The organism is Nocardiopsis halotolerans DSM 44410 (assembly GCF_000341065.1).
Classification (GTDB): Bacteria; Actinomycetota; Actinomycetes; order Streptosporangiales; family Streptosporangiaceae; genus Nocardiopsis; species Nocardiopsis halotolerans.
Genome location: NZ_ANAX01000276.1, coordinates 1 through 16,341, shown reverse-complemented (window position 1 = coordinate 16,341; position 16,341 = coordinate 1). Strand labels below are relative to the sequence as shown.

Annotated in this window: 15 protein-coding genes and 1 pseudogene; 6 read left to right on the top strand and 10 right to left on the bottom strand. The window is 71.8% G+C overall.

All coding sequences use genetic code 11. From position 1 onward, the window contains the following. From D455_RS0120995 to D455_RS0120965, 7 genes are all read right to left on the bottom strand, one after another. Nucleotides 1–741: TIGR01777 family oxidoreductase (locus D455_RS0120995; RefSeq protein WP_051064684.1), on the bottom strand; the 741-nt coding region annotated here is incomplete at its 3' end. A gap of 362 nt (nt 742–1,103) precedes the next feature. After that, entirely contained in the window at nt 1,104–1,670 is a 567-nt protein-coding gene (locus tag D455_RS0120990; protein WP_017572656.1) for an NADPH-dependent FMN reductase, read from the bottom strand. A 237-nt stretch (nt 1,671–1,907) separates the two neighbouring features. Beyond that, nucleotides 1,908–3,683: a 2-oxoglutarate dehydrogenase, E2 component, dihydrolipoamide succinyltransferase gene (gene sucB / locus D455_RS0120985; protein WP_083922344.1), complete on the bottom strand. Its 1,776-nt coding sequence runs from the start codon at nt 3,681–3,683 to the stop codon at nt 1,908–1,910. Nucleotides 3,684–3,784: 101 nt separating this feature from the next. Further along, nucleotides 3,785–5,161, bottom strand: coding sequence for a dihydrolipoyl dehydrogenase (lpdA, locus tag D455_RS0120980; protein ID WP_017572654.1), 1,377 nt, complete (start codon nt 5,159–5,161; stop codon nt 3,785–3,787). A 145-nt stretch (nt 5,162–5,306) separates the two neighbouring features. Further along, entirely contained in the window at nt 5,307–6,806 is a 1,500-nt protein-coding gene (locus tag D455_RS0120975; protein ID WP_083922341.1) for a leucyl aminopeptidase, read from the bottom strand. 333 nt (nt 6,807–7,139) lie between these two features. Next, nucleotides 7,140–7,898: an adenosylcobinamide-GDP ribazoletransferase gene (locus tag D455_RS0120970; RefSeq protein WP_040685023.1), complete on the bottom strand. Its 759-nt coding sequence runs from the start codon at nt 7,896–7,898 to the stop codon at nt 7,140–7,142. Between the two features lie 38 nt (nt 7,899–7,936). Continuing rightward, nucleotides 7,937–8,932: a bifunctional adenosylcobinamide kinase/adenosylcobinamide-phosphate guanylyltransferase gene (locus D455_RS0120965; protein ID WP_017572651.1), complete on the bottom strand. Its 996-nt coding sequence runs from the start codon at nt 8,930–8,932 to the stop codon at nt 7,937–7,939. A 206-nt stretch (nt 8,933–9,138) separates the two neighbouring features. Here D455_RS0120965 and D455_RS0120960 point away from each other — a divergent pair, with 206 nt between their 5' ends. Then, nucleotides 9,139–9,345: a hypothetical protein gene (locus D455_RS0120960; protein WP_017572650.1), complete on the top strand. Its 207-nt coding sequence runs from the start codon at nt 9,139–9,141 to the stop codon at nt 9,343–9,345. 67 nt (nt 9,346–9,412) lie between these two features. Here D455_RS0120960 and D455_RS0120955 read toward each other — a convergent pair whose 3' ends face one another. The 3 genes from D455_RS0120955 to D455_RS0120945 form a co-directional block, all read right to left on the bottom strand. Beyond that, nucleotides 9,413–9,775, bottom strand: coding sequence for a DUF1622 domain-containing protein (locus tag D455_RS0120955; RefSeq protein WP_017572649.1), 363 nt, complete (start codon nt 9,773–9,775; stop codon nt 9,413–9,415). Between the two features lie 140 nt (nt 9,776–9,915). Further along, nucleotides 9,916–10,920, bottom strand: a complete 1,005-nt coding sequence (locus tag D455_RS0120950; protein ID WP_026122842.1) for an aldo/keto reductase family protein — start codon at nt 10,918–10,920, stop codon at nt 9,916–9,918. Nucleotides 10,921–11,081: 161 nt separating this feature from the next. Continuing rightward, nucleotides 11,082–11,735, bottom strand: coding sequence for a DUF3043 domain-containing protein (locus tag D455_RS0120945; RefSeq protein WP_026122841.1), 654 nt, complete (start codon nt 11,733–11,735; stop codon nt 11,082–11,084). Between the two features lie 117 nt (nt 11,736–11,852). Between D455_RS0120945 and D455_RS0120940 the strand changes: the two genes are divergently transcribed. The 5 genes and pseudogenes from D455_RS0120940 to D455_RS0120920 all read left to right on the top strand — a co-directional run bounded on the left by D455_RS0120940 (nt 11,853) and on the right by D455_RS0120920 (nt 16,034). Next, entirely contained in the window at nt 11,853–12,626 is a 774-nt protein-coding gene (locus D455_RS0120940; RefSeq protein WP_083922339.1) for a PspA/IM30 family protein, read from the top strand. Beyond that, entirely contained in the window at nt 12,623–12,901 is a 279-nt protein-coding gene (gene pspAA / locus D455_RS0120935; RefSeq protein WP_017572645.1) for a PspA-associated protein PspAA, read from the top strand. Before D455_RS0120940 ends, pspAA begins: the two co-directional genes overlap by 4 nt. 440 nt (nt 12,902–13,341) lie before the next feature. Beyond that, nucleotides 13,342–14,262: a zinc metalloprotease HtpX gene (htpX, locus tag D455_RS0120930; protein ID WP_017572644.1), complete on the top strand. Its 921-nt coding sequence runs from the start codon at nt 13,342–13,344 to the stop codon at nt 14,260–14,262. Between the two features lie 21 nt (nt 14,263–14,283). Then, a pseudogene (gene pspAB, locus D455_RS31190) lies at nt 14,284–14,879 on the top strand (PspA-associated protein PspAB). A 51-nt stretch (nt 14,880–14,930) separates the two neighbouring features. Continuing rightward, the gene (locus tag D455_RS0120920) at nt 14,931–16,034 is read left to right on the top strand and encodes a glycerate kinase family protein (protein WP_017572642.1); all 1,104 of its coding nucleotides are present in this window, start codon (nt 14,931–14,933) and stop codon (nt 16,032–16,034) included. The last annotated feature ends 307 nt before the right edge of the window (nt 16,035–16,341 follow it).

The following is a 16,341-nucleotide window of genomic DNA, read 5'->3' as shown; positions in this document are numbered from 1 at the left end:
GGCGGGCCGCCGCACCGCCCTGCCCAGCTCCCGGGAGAAGTCGGCGTTGGTCACCGGCTCCGGCGCGCACATGTTCACCGGCCCCGTGATCTCCGGATGCTCCAGCAGGAAGCGCACGGCACCGATGTGGTCGCGCATGGCGATCCAGCTCATGTACTGGGTGCCCGAACCCAGGCGACCGCCCACCCCCGCCCGGTACAGCGGCAGCAGCGTGCGCAGCAGGCCGCCCGAGCGGTCGAGTACCACCGAGGTGCGCATGTGCGCCACCGACAGCCCCGCCTCGCGGGCCGGGGCGGTGGCCTCCTCCCAGTCCCGGCACACCCCCGCGAGGAAACCCGTGCCCGGCCCGTCGTCCTCGGTGGCCGCGCGTCCGCCGGTGTCGCCGTAGAAGTGCATGCCCGACGCGCTCAGCAGGCGCGGGGGAGGGGCGGACATGCCCGCCAGGGCCTGGCACAGGGTACGGGTGCCGCGCGTCCGGCTGCGCCGGATGAGCACGCGCCGGTGCCGTGTCCACAGGGCCGGGCCGATCGGCGCGCCGGCCAGGTGCACCACGGCGTCGGTCTCGTGCAGGGCCACGGTGTCCACCCGTCCCTGTTCGGGGCGCCACTCCGCCTCCTCCACGCGGGGGGAGGGGTGCCCGCGCGGCAGGCGCCGCACCATGCGCACCACCGTGTGCCCGTCGCCGAGCAGGGAAGCCTCCAGCGCCCTGCCGATGAGTCCTGATGCCCCCGTTATCGCCACTCTCATGATCATCGGTCTACCCGTAGGACGGCGCGACTCGCACGGGAAAGCACGCCAAAGGGGCGTCCTGGGACACCCGCCGAGTTTTTCTTCGGCTTTTTCCGCGAAAGAGCTGCGGGAAGGCGCTCCGTTCTTCTACGTTGAAGGTGGGTCAGGAACTCCGCGTCAACGCGGAGCTACTTTGGGCGACGCGCTGTCGGTTCGACTGCCGCGCGCCCGACCACAGACCTTTGATGATGGGGATCATCAGGGGATGGTGATTGGTGGGGTAGAAAGACGGGGCGGTGCCGAGAGGCACCGCCCCGTCCACCTGTCCGCCCCGGGGCTCCGCTGCTCCGGGGGTCCGCCCCGCGCGGGCGCGGCTATCCGGGGTAGGGGCGGCGCTCCCGGGCCTCGTGCAGGGCCAGCGCCCACCACACCAGCTGGCGCAGCATCCGCTCCACGGCCTCCTCCGCCGCGGACATGTCCACCACCGGCTCACCCTCCGGGCCGAACATCGTCTGCGCGTTGTGCAGGCTGACCGTGTCGCGGATCGTGGCGGTGTGCAGCTCCGAGAAGACCGAGCGCAGTTGCTCGATCGCCCGCAGACCGCCGGACATCCCGCCGTAGGAGACGAAGCCGACCGCCTTGCCGAACCACTCCCGGCGAGCGGAGTCGATGGCGCTCTTCAGCTCGCCCGGATACCCGTGGTTGTACTCGGGGGTCACCACCACGTACCCGTCGGCCGCCTCCACCGTGCGCGCCGACTCCGGCGCCATCGGCCCGCCGTGGCCGTCCGCCGGACTGATGTCCTCCACGTCCAGGAAGTCGAACTCCACGGTCGGGTCCGGGTACCTGACCGCGCGGTCCACGAACCAGCGCGAGACGGCGGGGCCGGTACGGCCCTGGCGGTTGCCGCCCAGGATGACCGCGATCCGAAGGTTGTCCATGTGGGTCCTTGCTTCTTCTGTGCCGTCTCGGCCCACACGGGAGCGGGCACGTCAGGCGGGCACGCGCGGACCGGCTCGGCCCTGGTGGCCGGAGCCGCGCGGCGCACCGTCGGTTCGGGAACGGGTCAACGCTAGGACCTCAACATGTCTTGAGGTCAAATCGGGAGGTCGCTCCGGAAACGACGTCGGGCCGGGCGCCCGAGACGGCGCCCGGCCCGACGGGGTCGTGCGAGGGTCCTACAGGCCCAGGTCGGGCTCGAAGGCCCCCTCCTCCAGACGCTGCTTCACGCTCTGGAGGAAGCGTCCGGCGTCGGCGCTGTCGATCAGGCGGTGGTCGTGGGCCAGCGACAGGTACACCATCGAGCGCACCGCGATCACCTCGTCGCCCATGGACGGGTCCTCGACCACGACGGGGCGCTTGACGACCGCGCCGGTGCCCAGGATGGCCACCTGCGGCTGGTTGATGATCGGCGTGCCGAACAGCGCGCCGGTGCAGCCGGTCTCGGCGATGGTGAACGTACCGCCGCCCAGCTCGTCCGGGCCCAGCTTGCCGGTGTGGGCGCGCTCGGTCAGGTCCGTCATCGTCCGCGCCAGCTCACCCAGGCCCAGCTTGCCCGCGTTCCTGACCACGGGGGCGAGCAGACCGCGCTCGGTGTCCACCGACACGCCGAGGTTCTCCACGTCGTGGTAGGTCACCTCCTGCTTGTCGCTGTCGACCACCGCGTTGAGCTTGGGGTGGGAGCGCAGGGCCTCCACCGCGGCCAGCGCGAAGAACGGGAAGAAGTCGAGCGCGATGCCCTCGCGCTCGGCGAAGCGGTCGGCGGCCTGCTCGCGCAGACGGGCGATCTTGGTGACGTCGACCTCGATGACCTGGGTGGTCGTGGCCGAGACGTGCAGCGACTCCACCATCCGGTCCGCGATGGACAGGCGCAGGCGGGTGAGCTTCTCGGTGCGGCCGCGCAGCGCGGAGTCGTCCGCCACCTTGCTCGGCGCCGAGGACGGGGCCGGAGCGGCGGCGCGCGCGGCGGCGGCCTTCTGCTCCTCCGCGGCCCTGAGCACGTCCTGCTTGCGGACGCGCCCGCCCACGCCGGTGCCCTTCACGCGCCTGAGGTCCACGTCGTGCTCGGCGGCGAGCTTGCGCACGAGCGGCGTCACGTACGACTCGGTCCCGGCGTCGGTGCCCGAGGCGCGGCCGGTGCCGCTGAGGGTCTCGACGTCCACGGACGGGCCCTCGTCGGCCTTCTCCTTCTTCGCGGCGGGCGCGGGCTCCGCCCGGGGAGCCGGCTGCGGCTCCGGCTCGGCCTTGGGCTCGGGCCGCGGTTCGGCCCGGGACGGCGCGGGAGCCTCGGAGGAGGCCGGGGGCTCGTCGCCGGTACCGCCGATGACGGCGATCTCCGCGCCGATCTCCACGGTCTCGTCCTCGTCGACGAGGATCCTGTTGAGGACACCGGCGACGGGGGACGGGATCTCGGTGTCCACCTTGTCGGTGGAGACCTCAAGGAGCGGCTCGTCCACCTCGACGGTGTCGCCGACGCTCTTCAGCCACTGGGTGACGGTCCCCTCGGTGACGCTCTCACCCAGGGCGGGCATGGTCACCGACGTGGTCGGCCCCCCGGAGGAGGACGCCTCCGACGCCTCCGACGCGGCCGGAGCGGGCTCGGGCTCGGCCGGAGCGGACGCGGGCTCCGGCTCCTCGGCGGCCTCGGGCTCCGGGGCGGGCTCCTCCGCGGGCTGCTCGGCGGCGGGCGCGGCCCCGCCCTCGTCGGCGCTCTCGCCCTCACCGCCGATGACGGCGATCTCCGCGCCGATCTCCACGGTCTCGTCCTCGTCGACGAGGATCCTGTTGAGGACACCGGCGACGGGGGACGGGATCTCGGTGTCCACCTTGTCGGTGGAGACCTCAGGGAGCGGCTCGTCCACCTCGACGGTGTCGCCCACGTTCTTCAGCCACTGGGTGACGGTCCCCTCGGTGACGCTCTCACCCAGGGCGGGCATGGAAACGGAAGTCGGCATGGGTTCCTCGTTGGATCTGGGCGCGGTATCTGCCCAACCCTTGATGGGCAGCGCGGATGTGTGCGGGGGCGGGCCGTCGCGGCCCGCCCCCGGTGGTGCGGTCAGTCGTGGACGTGCAGCGGCTTGCCCGCCAGTGCGAGGTGCGCCTCGCCCAACGCCTCCGACTGGCTCGGGTGCGGGTGGATCAGCTGGGCCACCTCGGAGGGCAGCGCCTCCCAGTTGTAGATCAGCTGTCCCTCGGCGATCAGCTCGCCGACACGGCTGCCGACCATGTGGACGCCCAGGACCCGGCCGTCCTTCTCGGCGACGACCTTCACCGCACCCTGCGTCTGCAGGATCTGGCTCTTGCCGTTGCCCCCGAGGTTGTAGTCCATCTCCACGATGTCGTGGCCGCGCTCCTTGGCGACCTTGGAGGTCAGGCCCACGGAGGCGACCTCGGGCTCGCAGTAGGTGACGCGGGGGACGCCGTCGTAGTCGATCGCGGGCGGGTTCTGCCCGGCGATGTGCTCGGCGACGAAGATGCCCTCGGCGAAGCCGACGTGGGCGAGCTGGAGGGTCGGGATGAGGTCGCCCACGGCGTAGACGTTGCCCACGCCGGTGTGCAGGTTCTCGTCCACCTGGACGAAACCGCGGTCCAGGGTGATGCCCTGCTCCTCGTAACCCAGGCCCTCCGAGACCGGCCCGCGGCCGATGGCCACCAGCAGGATCTCGGCGTCCAGGGTCTTGCCGCCCTGGAGGGTGACGGTCACGCCGGAGTCGGTGGTCTTGACCGACTCGAACGGCGTGCCCAGCTCGTACTTGATCTTGCGCTTGCGGAAGGCGCGCTCCAGGAGCTTGGAGCTCGACTCCTCCTCCACCGGCACCAGGTGCGGCAGGGCCTCGACGATGGTGACGTCGGCGCCGAAGGAGCGCCACACGCTGGCGAACTCCACGCCGATCACGCCGCCGCCCAGGACGATGGCCGACTCGGGCACGCGGTCCAGGTTCAGGGCCTGGTCGCTGGTCACGACCTTCTCGCCGTCGATGTCCAGACCCAGGGTCTTGGGCTTGGAGCCGGTGGCCAGGAGGATGTTGCGGCCCTTGTAGACGGCGCCGTCGACGGTGACCTCGTCCTTGCCGGTGAGCCTGCCCTCACCCTCGACGACGGTGATCCTGCGCGACTTGACCAGACCGCTCAGGCCCTTGAACAGGCCACTGACCACCTTGTCCTTGTACTTGTGTACGGCCTCGACGTCGATGCCCTCGAACGTCGCCCGGACTCCGAAGTTCTCGCTCTCCTTGGCGGAGTCGGCGACCTCGGCCGAGTGCAGCAGGGCCTTGGTGGGGATGCAGCCGCGGTGCAGGCAGGTGCCGCCGAGCTTGTCTTTCTCGATCAGGACGACGCTCATGTCCAGCTCCGCGGCGCGCAGCGCCGCCGCGTAGCCGCCGCTGCCGCCGCCAAGGACGACGAGGTCGAAGGTGCCGCCGCTCTCACTCACGGGAACGAACTCCTTGTTGTGGTGGCTGGTGATGGGTGGTGGTCCACGGCCGGGCGCTCTCGGAAGCGGGGGGCGGTGTGCGCGGCCGCGGGGGGCCGGGAGGGGCGGCGCTCCGGCTCAGGAGGGGCCGCCCCGTCCACGGGGACTACCTGGCGTACTCCTCCGCGATGCGGACCAGGGTGCGCGTGCCCGCGCCGGTACCGCCCTTCGGGGTGTAGCCGTGCGGACCGCCCTGGTTGAAGGACGGACCCGCGATGTCGAGGTGCGCCCACTTGACGCCGTCCTCGATGAACTCCTTGAGGAAGACGCCCGCGGAGAGCATGCCTCCCCAGCGCTCGCCCGCGACGTTGGCGATGTCGGCGACCGAGGAGTCCAGGCCCGCGCGCAGCTCCTCGGGCAGCGGCATCGGCCAGGAGGCCTCACCCGCCTCACCCGCGGCGGAGACGATCTCGCCGCGCACCTCGTCGTCGTTGGACATGACCGCGAACACGCGGGTGCCGAGCGCGACGAGCTGGGCGCCGGTCAGGGTGGCGATGTCCACGACGAGATCGGGCGCGTCCTCCTGGGCGCGGACGAGGGCGTCGGCCATGACCAGGCGGCCCTCGGCGTCGGTGTTGAGGACCTCGACGGTCCTGCCGCCGTAGATGGTCAGCACGTCGGAGGGGCGCTGCGCGGTGCCGCTGGGCATGTTCTCGGCCACGGCCAGGTAGCCGACGGCGTTGACCTTCAGGCCCAGGGTGGCGATGGCGCGCATCGCGGCGAGCACGGAGGCGGCGCCCGCCATGTCGGACTTCATCCAGTCCATCGAGCCCGCGGGCTTGAGGGACAGGCCGCCGGAGTCGAACGTGATGCCCTTGCCGACGAAGGCCACGGTCTTCGTGGCCTCCGGGTGGGTGTGGGCGAGCCGGACCAGGCGGGGCGGGTTGGCCGAGCCCTGACCGACGCCGGTCAGGCCGCCGTAGCCGCCCTCGGACAGGGCGCGCTCGTCCAGGACCTCGATCCGCAGGCCGGCCTGCTGGGCGATCTCCTGGGCTGCGGAGGCCAGGTCCTCGGGGACCAGGTCGGCCGGGGCGGTGTTGACCAGGTCGCGCGTGAGGGTGACGGCCTCGGCCAGGACGGCGGCGCGCTCGACGGCGTCGCCGGCGTCCGCGGCGGAGCTGGCCACGACCAGCGTGGCGGGGGCCTTCTCCCGGTCACCGGTGCGGTACCGGTCGAAGCCGTACAGGCCCAGCTGGGCGCCCAGGGCGACGGCACCGGCCTCGGCGGCGGTGTCGGCGGGCAGGGCCAGGACGACCCGGCCGGCGCCCTCGGGACGCGAGGCAAGCGAGCGCAGTGCGGCGCCGGCGGCGCGGGACAGGATGTCGGAGTCGACGGGACCCTCGGCGGGCGCGGGGCCGAGACCGACCGCGACGACGACCGGGGCCTTGACGGCTCCGAGGGAGGCAAGGGTGTGCACCTCCTCGGGGGTGCCGCTCGCTCCCAGGAGCGACAGGGTCTGGGCGAGACCGCCGGAGAAGGCGGTATCGACGTCATGAGCGCCCGACGCGGGCTCCGGAGCATCGCCTCCGGAGTGGTAACCGACGACAACCGCGTCGGCGTCGAGCGAACTGGGGGACTCCGTATTTACTGACAACGACGTGCTCACGTCCCTGATGCTAGTCGCCTCACGTGCCCGGCGGCGACGCGGCGCCCCGGGGCGCCGCGGGGCTCTGACGCGGCGCTGCGCGGGGTCGCGGAACGCGGGGTGCGGGAGGGGGCGGGGTCGGGTCGCGCGCGCGGCGAGAAGGCCTCTGACCGCCTCCGAAGGGCGCTGTGGGCCGTCGCCGGGACTGGTCACGCGTTCCCATGTGGGGGATCCGTGAAACCCGTGTGAAGAAATGTGATGATCACGACATTGATCACCCCGTTGGGTTACTGGCTGGTAGGAAACCGCCTGGTGGGACGCCCCGCACGCGCGGGGCGGCGCCGTGACCCCGCCTCACACCCACGCCGAGGCCGCCGCGGCCACCACCAGCACCACCGTCGCGGCCGTCTCCACCAGCGCGCCCAGCACGTCCCCCGTCACACCGCCCAGCCGCCGTACCGCACGGCGCAGCACACCGCCCGCCGCGAGCAGACCCGCGACGGCCGCGAGCACGCACGCCAGCGCGAACCCCGGCGCGTGCACCCACCCCGCCAGGCAGACCACGGCGGTGAGGACGGCGGCCGCCGACGCACCCGGCCAACGCACGGTCCCCGCCACGAACGCGCCCAGGCCCTCGGGCCGCGCCGACGGCACACGCGGGGTGCACGCCAGGGTCACCGCCAGCCGTCCCGCCGCGCCGGCCGCCGCCGCACCCGCCAGCGCGGCCCCGGCCGACACGGTGACCAGCTGGCCCAGGGACAGCACCTGCGCGGCGAGCGCGACCACCAGGGTGACCACCCCGAACGGCCCGATGTCCGAACGCCGCATCACCTCCAGGGCGCCCTCGGCCGGACGCCCGCTGCCCAACCCGTCGGCCAGGTCGGCCAGACCGTCCAGGTGCAGTCCCCGGGTCAGCAGCGCCGCCAGCCCCACGGCGAGCACCGCCGCCAGCGGGGCGGACAGGCCGACCGCCGCGCCGAGCACGGCCACGGTGCCGGTGAGGCCGCCCAGAAGCGTTCCCAACACGGGCGCCCACACCATGGCCCACCCCGCGGCGGGCCGGTCCACACGGTCCACACGCACGGGGAACACGGTGAACGTTCCCAGCGCCATCCGCGCTCCGGCGACCGCGTCCGCGGCGGGGGGCCCGCTCACGGCAGCTCCAGGACGCGGCCCGCGGTCACCAGCACCACGTCCTCGGACTCGGCTCCCACCCACTGGTTCAACCGACCCAGGTGGTCGCGGAACAGTCCGCCCGCGCGGGTCGCGGGCACCACACCCGACCCCACCTCGTTGGTCACCGCCACGACGTAGGCCTGGGTGGCGCGCCAGGCCTCCAACAGCCCGTGGATCGCGGCCTCCACCTGTTCCTCGGCGTCGGAGGGGGGACGGTCCTCCCACAGCCCCGCCTCGTCCATCACCGAGGACAGCCAGGTGCCCAGACAGTCCACCAGGACCGCGCCCCGGGCCCTCTTGAGCAGGGCGACCAGGTCGGTGGTCTGCTCGGTGCGCCACCACCAGGGGCGGCGCCGCACGTGCTGGGCCACCCGGTCGGCCCAGTCGGGGTCACGGACGGGGTCGGGCACGGGACCGGTCGCCGCGTACAGGACCTTCGGCTCGGCCATCAGGCGCAGTTCGGCCTCGGTGGACTTGCCCGAACGGGCGCCCCCGGTCACCAGGGTCCGGTGGGGTCCGCGCGGGCGCGACTCCGGCCACACCGCCGGAGGGCACGACAGGACCTGGCCGTCGCCCGGGACCAGGGCGCCCCACAGCCGCGCCCGGCGGGCGAACTCGTCCGGGGAGCGGACGCGGTGGTCGCCGCCGACCGCGACGACGGCCGTGGTCACCCCGATCACCCCCGAGCGGCGCAGCTCACCGATGACCTCCGGGCGCTGCGCGGCGTCCACGATGACCATGTCCACCTGTTGTTCGGGTCGGGTGGAGGAGTAGCCGGAGGAGCCCTCCGCCCGGGCCTCCACCGGGGGAACGCCGGGCAGGGGCCCAGGACCCGTGCGCGCGTACAGCAGCCTGCCGCCGCCGGCTCCCTCCACGAGGACGCCGTCGGGTGTCGGCACCACCGAGTACCCCGGCGGCACCGGACCGACCGCGCCCGCCTCGCGGATGCGGAAGCGGTCGTCCACGGTCACGCGCAGGGGCAGGCGGCGCTCCGCGAGGGCCTTGTTGCAGGAGGCGCAGGTGCACTGCGGGGCGGGCCACCCCGAGTGTCCGGCTGTCCCCAGAAATCGGATACGCACCCGAAGAAGTAAACAACATCGTCCACCAAGCCTTGGTTAAGCTCGGTCCAGGATCATGGTGACCGAGCTGTGACATCCGTGACGAAGGGCGGTCGAACATGGCGTGGACCTGGCGGTACTACGAGGCCGACGGAACCGACCCGAGGGGGACGGACCTGCCCTCCGAGTCGTTCACCTCGCGTGGCGACGCGGAGAGCTGGCTGGGCGAGAACTGGCATGAGCTCGCCGAGGGCGGTGTGCGACGGGTCGCCCTGCTCGACGGTGAGAAGGAGGTCTACGCGATGTCCCTGGAACCGGTCGAGTAGACCCGTCCGCCGTGCCCCCGGAGCAGGGGGCGCGGCCGCCGGTCCGGTGCCGGTCACTCCGGGCCGGTCAGCCCGGCCGGGAGGCGCTGGCGCGGCCCTGCCAGGGCCAGCGGTTCTCCAGCTCCACCTCCAGGGAGAAGCTGAGGAAGGTCCGGATCAGGACGATCCCGGCGAGCACCCCGACACTGGCGAAGGTGGGGGAGACCGCGACCGTGCGGATGATGTCCCCGGCGACGAGGAGCTCCAGGCCCAGCAGGATCGCCCGGCCGAGCCCCTGCCGGTAGGGCCGGTAGGCCCCGGTCATGTCGTGCCCCCTCACCAGACGGTAGAGGAACAGCACCGTCGCGCCCACCGCTCCGATGACGATGACGCCGACCCCGGCGACGTCGACGGCGGTGCCCACCGCCTCGATGACGTGTCCGATCTCCATCGGCCCTCCTTCGCGGGATGCGTGCGGAGGTGACGGCTACCCAGGGTGGGGGCCGTGACACAAGGAGGGCCCGGCCGCCACCTGGGACGACCGGGCCGGTGTTCCTTCCGGGCCTCCGGAAACGCTCCGGACATGGCCTGTTAGCCGCGGATGTTCTCCGGGCTCTTGGTCAGGGACGGGTCGCGCTTGACGCTGTCCCCCAGGATCTCGTCGATCCTCTTGAGGAGACCGGCGTCGAGCTTGACCCCGGCGGCCTTGACGTTGCTCTCCACCTGCTCGGGGCGGGAGGCGCCGATGATCGCGGACGACACGTTCGGGTTCTGCAGCACCCAGGCCACGCCCAGCTGCGCCAGGGACAGACCGGCCTCGGCGGCCAGCGGCTCCAGCTTCTGCACGCGCTCCAGCATGACCTGGTCCTCCAGCGGACCGCGCAGGAAGTGCCCGCTGTTGGGGTCGGCGGCGCGCGAACCCTCGGGCAGCTCCTGGCCGGGCTTGTACTTGCCGGTCAGGACGCCCCCGGCGATCGGCGACCACACGATCTGGCCGATGCCCTCGCGCTCGGAGAGCGGGACGACCTCGGGCTCGATGACCCGCCACAGCATGTTGTACTGCGGCTGACTGGAGACGATCCGGTCGAAGCCCATCTCGTCGGCGATCTTGAGCGCCCGCTCGATCTCCTCGGCGCGCCACTCGGACACACCGACGTAGAGGACCTTGCCCTGGCGGACCAGGTCCTCGAAGGCCCGCATGGTCTCCTCCAGCGGGGTGGTGTAGTCGAACCGGTGCGCCTGGTACAGGTCCAGGTAGTCGGTTCCGAGGCGGCGCAGGGAGTCCTCCGCGCCGCGGATGATGTGCTTGCGGGACAGGCCCTTGTCGTTCTTGCCCTCGCCCATCGGCCAGAAGACCTTGGAGAAGATCTCCAACCCGTCCCGGCGCTCGCCCTTCAGGGCGCGGCCGAGCACCTCCTCCGCCCTGCCCCCGGCGTAGACGTCGGCGGTGTCGAACGTGGTGACGCCGGCGTCCAGCGCCGCGCGGACACAGGCCTTGGCCGTGTCCTCCTCCACCTGGGAGCCGTGCGTGATCCAGTTCCCGTAGGCGATCTCGCTGACCATGAGACCGCTGTTGCCCAGATGCCGAAATTCCATGTCGAGCACTCTAACGGGCGGCTACGCGCTTCGGCGAGGGAGGACCCGGGAGATTGGGAACGCTCCCATGACGGGATGGCGTGAAGGGCCGGTACGCGTACCGGCCCTGCTCACGTCGCCCGGCGTGGGGAGGATGCGGGGATGGTGCGGAGCGGCGACCGTCAGCGCACGCGGCGCGGGGTGGGGTCCTCGCGGACCTTGAGCCGCGGCTTGGGCAGGCGCAGGCGGCGGAACTGCAACTGGCGCATGGCCGCGTACATCCCGATGCCCTTGATGGTGGAGTCGCCGGGGAAGTACTCGGAGGCGCGCTTCTTGACCGCGCGGCCCACCATGACGCCCTCGGCGATGATCGTCACCATCATCAGCGGCCACAGCACGTAGGCCACGCCGATCTGGAAGACCGGGTTGTTGATGAACAACAGCGCGATGATGAGGATCGAGAACGGCAGGAAGAACTCGCTGGCGCTGCGGCGGGAGTCGACGAAGTCGCGGGCGAAGGCCCGGGCCTCGCCCAGGTCCTGCTGCCGGTAGTAGCGTGCCTCGTCCTTGGGCACCCCCTTGATGGCGCTGGAACCCGAGGAGCCCCTCCCGCGTTGACGTTCGAGACGTTCCCGGTAGGCCTGGTAGGCCTCCTTGCGCGTCTCGGGCGCCTTCAGCGGCCTGCGGGGGAACGCCTCGGATTCCCTGCGCTTTGGGGTGGGGACACCCTTCTTGGGGGTATATCCCTTAGGTTGGGTGGCCTCAGTGGCCTCAGGGCTGGCGGATCCGGCGGTGGCCGGATCCGTGGCTGTGGAAGCTGAGCGACGTCGGAACACACCCACAGGGTAGCCGCTCGTCGCTTTATGGCGACCGCGGACCAGAGCGCGTAGGGTTGGGCAAAGCGCCCGCTGGGAACAGCCGATGTACGCACCGAGAAGGGGACGGCCACGCCGATGAGCGTGTTTCAGCGACTTTCGATGATCTTCAAGTCCAAGGCCAACAGGGCCCTGGACGCGGCCGAGGACCCAAGGGAAACCCTCGACTACTCGTACCAGAAACAGCTTGAGCTCCTGCAGAAGGTGCGCCGTGGTGTGGCCGACGTCGCGACCTCCCGCAAGCGCGTCGAGCTCCAGATCCAGCAGCTGGAGCAGCAGTCCAACAAGCTGGAGACCCAGAGCCGCGCCGCCCTGACCCAGGGCCGTGAGGACCTCGCCCGCGAGGCCCTCACGCGTCGTTCCGGGCTGGCCCAGCAGATCGACGGCCTCCGTGAGCAGCACGCCAACCTCCAGGGTGAGGAGCAGAAGCTCACGATGGCGGCGCAGCGCCTCCAGACCAAGGTCGACTCCTTCCGCACGCGCAAGGAGACCATCAAGGCGAACTACACCGCCGCCCAGGCCCAGACGCAGATCAGCGAGGCCTTCTCCGGCATCTCCGAGGAGATGGGCGACGTCGGCATGGCCGTCCAGCGCGCCGAGGACAAGACCGCCGAGATGCAGGCCCGCGCGGGCGCTGTGGACGAGCTGCTCGCCTCCGGCGCGCTCGACGACGTCACCGGCACCGCCAAGGACGACATCCAGAGCGAGCTGGACCGCATGGCCAGCACCACCGGCGTCGAGGCCGAGCTGGAGCGCATGAAGTCGGAGCTCGGCCAGGGCGGCGGCGGTTCCACCCCGCAGATCGAGGGTGGCAACGGCGCTGGCAACACCGGGAACCGGGAGGGCTCGTGATCGTTCGCATCATGGGTGAGGGCCAGCTCGACCTCACCGACGCCGACCTCGAGCTGCTCAACTCCTTCGACTCCGCGCTGGAGTCGGCGATCGAGTCGAACGACGAGGCCACGTTCCGCCGCGCCCTGCACGACCTCCTGGAGAGGGTGCGCGAGGACGGCAAGCCGCTGCCGCCGGACGCGCTGGAGCCCTCACAGTTCATCCTTCCGCACGCCGACGCCACCATGGAAGAGGTGCGGGAGATGCTCCAGGACGACGGACTCATCCCCGGCTAGCCGGCCAGGACCGACTTTCGTCCAGGCGCACCGTTTCCGTCCAGGTGCGCCCCGGACAGGGTGAGCGTGCCCGGCGGGCCGGATCCCGGCCGGTCGGCGCCGCACTCGGTGCCCGCGCGCGTGCTTTCAGGCCGCCGTGACCACGCGTCACGGCGGCCTCGTCGTGTGCGCGGTGTGCTGGCGGGGTCGACGGGCGGGAACGGCCGGACCGGTGCGGCTGGTGCGCTGACCAGGGCGGGGAGTAGGACGGGGAACCGGACGGTGTGGCATGTGCCGCCTTCCGCCGAGGAACCGCGACGGAGCCCCCTCCGTTGGAGTGGTAGAGGCGGTCTCAGGGGGAGGAACGTCGTCGCGGCGCGCGGACGGAGCGCTCAACCCCTTTCCCACCTGGGCGAACTACACTCCGAGACAGTCGACGCGTCGGCGGAGAGGACTACGGCATGGCCGGATCCAAGTTCAGACCTGACCGGGGACTGACCGCTCGCATGGTGACGACGATGGGCCTTCTCGCCCTCGTCTACATGGCCTTCATCGCCGGTCTGGTCCTGGTGGGGCTCAACGTGTGGCTGGTGCTGCTCATCGTCGTGGGGTTCGCGCTGTTCAGCTACTTCGCCTCCGACAGGATCGCCATGTTCTCCATGGGCGCCAAGGAGGTCTCCCCGCGGCAGGCGCCCGAACTACACGCCCTCATCGACCGCCTGTGCGCCATGGCGGACATGCCCAAACCCCGCGTGGGGATCGCCGACACCGACGTGCCCAACGCCTTCGCCACCGGGCACAACGAGAAGTCCGCGGTCATCTGCGTGACGACCGGGCTCATGCGCCGCCTCGACAGCTCCGAGCTGGAGTCGGTCCTGGCCCACGAGCTGTCCCACATCGCCCACCGCGACGTCATGGTGATGACCATCGCCGGGTTCCTCGGCATCGTCGCCGGGTTCCTCACCCAGGCGGGGCTGCGCTTCGCCGTGTTCGCCGGGGCCTCGCGCGGCAACAACAACGGTCCCGCACCGGCCGTCGTCGCCCTGCTCGTCGTGGTCGTCAGCGCCGTCGCCTGGGTACTCAGCTTCCTGCTCACCCGGGCGCTGTCGCGTTACCGGGAACTGTCCGCCGACCGTGCCGCCGCCTACCTCACCGGGCGCCCGTCGACGCTGGGCAGCGCACTCACCAAGATCACCGGCGACATGGCCCGCATCCCCACACGCGACCTGCGCCAGGTGGAGCCGTTCAACGCCTTCTTCTTCGCCCCGGCCTTCTCCCGCAAGGGGTTCAGCTTCAGCCAGCTGGTCGCCACCCACCCGCCCATGCAGCAGCGGCTGGAACAGCTCTCCGACATCTCCCGGCAGCTCGGCCAGGGCCGCTGACCCGAAAGGACCGGAACCACCATGAGCTTCTGGCGAGCCCTGCTCGGGCGCTCCGAGCCCGCCAAACCCGACCTCGACGCCCTGTTCGGACTGCCCTCGGCGTCCGTCACCCTGCGGGCCGCCNTTTCCGCCCCACCGGTACCGGCTCGGTCGCCTTCCGCGCCGCCGAGGGCGCCGCCTTCGCCGACCTGGAACGCGACGTCACCGAACTGCTCAACGCCGACGAGGGGCCGCCGGTCGGCCAGGTCACCGACGACTACGGCTACACCTGGCTGGTGGTCCGCTCCCACGATCCTGGGAGCGCCCCGAGCGAGGACGCCGATCCCGACATCACCGGTCTGGTGACCGATCTGCACGCCGTCAACTCCACGCTGGAGGCGAACGGGTACGGGCCCTCCCTCCTGTGCTCCCTGGTCGGTTTCACCGACGGAGGGCGCTCCCTGGGACTGGTCTACCTCTACAAGCGCGGCACCTTCTACCCCTTCGCGCCCGTCGGCGGCGGCCAGCGCAGGGACAACGCCCTGGAACTCCAGGCCGAGGCCGCCATCGGCGGTGACCTGCCCCTGGAGAAGGACCGCTCCCGCTGGTTCCCGGTCTACGGTGCGCCCGGCCTCTGACCAGCGGGGGGTACCCCACACGGGAGAAATGTGGCCTGGCACACTGGTCCGGTGCGTATCCTCATCGCTCCTGACAAGTTCGCCGGTACTCTCTCCGCCCTCGAAGCCGCCCAGGCGGTGGCCGACGGGTGGCACCGGACCGATCCCTCCGCTCACACGGAGCTGCTTCCGCTCTCCGACGGCGGCCCCGGCTTCGTCGAGGTCCTGCACACCGCCCTCGGTGGCAAGGTGCACCGTACCGAGGTGACCGGTCCGCTCGGCACGCCCGTGACCGCGGAGTACCTCCTTCACGACGACACCGCCTACGTGGAGAGCGCGCAGGCCTGCGGCCTCCACCTGGTGCCCGCCGAAGACCGCGACCCCGGCCGCACGACCACCCACGGTGTCGGTGAGCTGGTGGCCCACGCGGTCCGCGCCGGTGCCCGAACCGTCGTGGTCGGCCTCGGCGGCAGCTCCACCAACGACGCCGGGGCCGGTCTGCTGGCCGCCCTCGGCGCCACCCCCGCGGACCACCTCAGCCACGGTGGTGGTCCCCTGGCCGACCAGGTCGACGGCATCGACCTCGAAGCGGCCCGCCGGACCCTCGCCGGGGTCCGTGTCATCGCCGCCACGGACGTCGACAACCCGCTCCTGGGCATCCACGGCGCCAGCGCCGTCTTCGGTCCCCAGAAGGGCGCCGACCCCGACCAGGTGCAGCGTCTCGACGCCGCCCTCACCGCCTTCGCCGACCGCGTCGACCCCGAGGGCACCACCCGTGACACCTCCGGTGCCGGTGCCGCGGGCGGGCTCGGCTTCGCCCTGCTCCTCCTCGGCGGCACCGTCGAGTCCGGTATCAGCCGCGTCCTCGACTCCGTACACCTCGCCGAGCACCTCGCCGAGGCCGACCTGGTCATCACCGGGGAGGGGTCGTTCGACTCCCAGTCCCTGCGCGGCAAGCTCCCGCACGGCGTCGCCCAGGCCGCGAACAAGCACGGCGTTCCCTGCATCGTCACGGCGGGCGCCGTCAAGGTCGGCCGCGCCGAGGCCGCCGCCGCCGGAATCACCGAGACCTACTCCCTCGTCGAGTCGGCGGGCTCCGTCGAGGCCGCCATGGCCCGTTCCGCCGACGAACTGCGCGCCCTGGCCGCCGACATCGCCCGCCGCTGGTCCAAGTGAGTGGTGGACGGACGGTTGGCCGCGGGCGGTCGTCCGTGGGGTGTCGTCCGTGAGCGGCGGCTCGCGGGTGGCCTCCCGGGGGTGACTGGCCGTCTGTGGGTGGTAGCCCGTGGGTGATCGGGTTTTCCACAGGTGGTGGTTGGGGCTGTCCCGGGGTGGGATCGTGATGGTTTCCTGGAAATAGGGGGGATCCCACCCCTGTGCGCTTTGGCATGCCCACAATCTCGTGGAGGGATGGAATTCAGGGTTCCGGGAGATCGGAGCGCAGATCTCGGAGTGCGGAGCTCCGGAATCCAAGAGTCTGAAG

Bases quoted from the DNA above. Each gene is read 5' to 3' on its own strand.
- D455_RS0120955 (WP_017572649.1), bottom strand. From the start codon at position 9,775: ATGGAGATCGGACACGTCATCGAGGCGGTGGGCACCGCCGTCGACGTC.
- D455_RS0120940 (WP_083922339.1), top strand. From the start codon at position 11,853: ATGAGCGTGTTTCAGCGACTTTCGATGATCTTCAAGTCCAAGGCCAAC.
- sucB (WP_083922344.1), bottom strand. From the start codon at position 3,683: ATGCCGACTTCCGTTTCCATGCCCGCCCTGGGTGAGAGCGTCACCGAG.
- D455_RS0120950 (WP_026122842.1), bottom strand. From the start codon at position 10,920: ATGGAATTTCGGCATCTGGGCAACAGCGGTCTCATGGTCAGCGAGATC.
- htpX (WP_017572644.1), top strand. From the start codon at position 13,342: ATGGCCGGATCCAAGTTCAGACCTGACCGGGGACTGACCGCTCGCATG.
- D455_RS0120970 (WP_040685023.1), bottom strand. From the start codon at position 7,898: ATGGCGCTGGGAACGTTCACCGTGTTCCCCGTGCGTGTGGACCGTGTG.
- D455_RS0120990 (WP_017572656.1), bottom strand. From the start codon at position 1,670: ATGGACAACCTTCGGATCGCGGTCATCCTGGGCGGCAACCGCCAGGGC.
- D455_RS0120960 (WP_017572650.1), top strand. From the start codon at position 9,139: ATGGCGTGGACCTGGCGGTACTACGAGGCCGACGGAACCGACCCGAGG.